Here is a 3,333-nt window from a genome sequence, read left to right on the forward strand (position 1 = left end):
CCGGTGAGGAGGTGGCGGGCGCCGCTGTCGGCGAGCAGGGACGCGTTGCGGGCCGCCGGGGCCCCCGGGTCCAGCGGCAGATACGCCCCGCCGGCGCCCAGGACGCCCAGGACCCCCGTCACGAACGGCACCCCGGGGTCGGCGAGCATCGCCACCACCGAGCCGAGGCCCGCGCCGGCCTCGGTCAGGAGCGCCGACAGGCCGCCGGCGCGCTCCACGAGGTCGCCGTAGGTGACGCTGTCCGTGCCGTCGGCCACGGCGACGGCGTCGGGCACGCGGGCCGCGACGGCCCGCACGCGTTCCACGACGCCGAGGCTCTCCTCGGGCAGGCCGGGGTCCCAGGAGCCGAGCAGTCCGCCGAGTTCGCCGGGCTGCCCGGGGCGGCCCAGGGTGGCCGGTCCGGTGATGTCGATCCGGGCGAGCGGCAGGTCGCCGCCGTCGACGACGGTGTGCAGCAGGTGCCGGACCATGACGGCGACGCGGTCGACGTCGGCGCCGGTGAACAGGTCGGGCGCGTAGTCGAATCGCAGGGTCAGGGTGTCGCCGGGGAACACCGCCATGCTGAGCGGGTGGTGGCGGGCGTCCAGGGCCTCGGTGCGCACCACGCGGGGCCCGTCGGTGCCGGTGGCCGGGCCGGCCGCGTCGAGCGGGAAGTTCTCGAAGAGGACGACGGTGTCGAAGACCTCGCCGGACAGGCCCGCCGCCTTGTGGATCTCGGCGAGGCCCAGGTGCTCGTGCGGCAGCAGCGTGGTCTGCTGGTGCTGGATCGTGCGCAGCAGTTCGGCGAGGCGGGTGCCGGGGTGCAGCCGGGCCCGCACGGGCACGGTGGTGAGGAACATGCCGATCATCGACTCGACGTCGGGGACCTCGGCGGGCCGCCCGGAGGTGACGGCGCCGAAGACGACGTCCTGGCGGCCGGTGAGCCGGCCGAGCAGCAGCGCCCAGCAGCCCTGGAGCACGGTGTTGAGGGTCAGTCCCCGGGCGCGGGCCCAGGCGGTGAGAGCCTGGGTCAGGTCGCGCGGGAGGTCGAGCCGCAGGGATGCGGGGAGCACCGGGGCCCGGTCGGGGCCGGCGTCCACGAGGAGGGTCGGCCCGTCGAGGTCGGCGAGCGCCGCGCGCCAGGCGGCGCGGGCGGCCTCGCGGTCCTGCCGGGTCAGCCAACGCAGGTAGGAGCGGTAGGGGACGGGGGCGGGCAGCGCGGTGCCGTCGGTGCCGGGCCGGCCGAGTGTGAACAGCTCCCGGACCAGCAGCGGCATCGACCAGCCGTCGACCAGGATGTGGTGGCTGGTCCACAGGAAGCGGTGCCGGCCCTCGCCGTGGGTGACGAGCGTGAACCGCAGCAGCGGCGGGCGCTCCAGGTCGAAGCGGTGGCCGCGTTCGGCGGCGGTGATCCGCTCCAGCTCGGCGCCGCGCTCGGGTTCCGGCAGGTCGCGCAGGTCGATCTCCTGCCAGGGGAGTTCCGCGCGGGCGGGGATCAGCTGCACGGGGGCGCCGGCGGGCCGGGCCCGGAAGGACGCGCGCAGGTTGGGGTGCCGGTCCAGGACGGCCTGGCCGGCGGCGCGCAGTGCGGCCGGGTCGAGGTCGCCCTCGATGTCGGCGACGATCTGGAGGGTGTAGACGTCGGTGCCGTCGGCGGTCGCCGTGTCGTAGTCGGCGTGGAAGAGCATGCCCTGCTGGAGCGGGGTGATGGGCAGTACGTCGGCCAGGACGCTTCCGGCGTCGGCGAGTTCGGCCTCGTACGCCTCGATCTCCTCCTGGACCAGGTCGACCAGCGGCAGGTCGGAGGGGGTACGTCCGCCCGTGGCCGGGGCGTGCCGGCCGAGCAGTTCCAGCGCCCGGAACCAGGTGCCGGCGAGGTCGCGCACGTCCTCCTCGGCCACCGCGTCCCCGGCCCATGCCCAGTTGGCGATCAGGTGGGGTCCGTCGGGGCGGTCCTCGGTCGCCGGGGTGACGTCGATCAGGTGCGGCAGCGGCATGCCCGGGTGGGCGCCGGTGCCGACGACCCCGTCCCCGCCGACGGGCTGCCACGGCCGGTCCTCGCGGGCGTCGAAGCGGCCCATGTAGTTGAAGCCGATCTGGGGCCGGGGGTGGCGGGCGAGGACGCGGGCGGCGTGCGGGTTGAGGTAGCGCAGCAGGCCGAAGCCGACGCCCCGGTCGGGCAGGGCGTGCAGCTGTTCCTTGATCCGCTTCAGGACGGCGCCCAGCACGGGGCCGCCCGCCCACACCTCGGACCAGTCGACGGCGCCGACGTCCAGGCGGACCGGGAAGGCGCTGGTGAACCAGCCGACCGTGCGGGACAGGTCCAGGTCGTCGCCCAGCTGCTCCCGCCCGTGTCCCTCCAGCTCGATGAGGGTCTGCGCGTGGTGGGTGTGGCCGTGCTGGCGGCGCCAGTCCGCGACGGCGAGGGCGAGCCCGGTGAGCAGGACGTCGTTGATCTCGGCGTGGAAGGCCGCCGGCACCTCGGTGAGCAGCGGCGCGGTGGCCGCGGGGCCCAGCTCCAGCCGCAGGGTGCGCATCGTGCCGTGGACGTCCCGGGCGGGGTCCGCGCGGCGGGTGCCGACCAGCGGGTCGGGGCCCGCCAGTTGCCGCTGCCACCCGGCGAGTTCGGCGCCGCGCACCTGGGTGCGGGCCTGCTCCGCGAGGAGCGCGGACCAGCGGCGGTACGAGGTGCCGACCGGGTCGAGCGCCGGGGCGCGGCCCTCGGCGAGGGCGCGGTAGGCGGCTTCCAGGTCGGGCAGCAGCACGCGCCAGGACACGCCGTCCACGACGAGGTGGTGGGCGCACAGCACCAGCCGGGCGGTGTCCGCGCCGGGCGGGGCGGTGAGCAGCACGGCCTGGATCATGACCGCGCGGGCGGGGTCGAGGCGGGCGCGGGCGGCGGCGGCCTGCCGTTCGGCGCGGGCCGGGTCGTCCTTGCCGTCCGGTTCGGCGACGGCGACCAGCGGCACACCGTCCGACGCGCCGGGGGCGAGGACCTCCATGTGCCACAGGCCGGGGGCCGGTTCGGTGGCCCGGGTGCGCAGGGCGTCGTGGTGGTCCACCACGGCGTGCAGGGCCGCGTCGAGCAGTCCGGCGTCGAGCCCGGCGGGCACGCCGACGACGACGTGCTGGCTGTACTTGACCACCGGCCCGGTCAGCGTGCCGGTCTCCTCGTGCAGCTGGGCCATGATCGGAGTGAGTTCGTACGGCCCCACCCCGTCGTCCTCGCTCGCCCCGGCGCGCGCGTCGAGGCTGCCGGCGGCGCGGGCGAGGGCGGTGACCGACTTGTGCTCGAAGACGTCGCGGGTGGTCAGGGCGAGCCCGGCGGCACGGGCCCGGCTGACCAGCTGGATG

1 protein-coding gene is annotated in these 3,333 nt (G+C 76.4%); it reads right to left on the reverse strand.

Features of this window, described 5'->3' with window-relative positions; genetic code table 11:
* On the reverse strand, positions 1-3,333 hold a 3,333-nt coding region (locus IE294_RS46475), incomplete at both ends, for a condensation domain-containing protein (protein ID WP_189895353.1).

It is taken from the genome of Streptomyces canarius, assembly GCF_014650735.1.
Lineage (GTDB): Bacteria > Actinomycetota > Actinomycetes > Streptomycetales > Streptomycetaceae > Streptomyces > Streptomyces olivaceoviridis.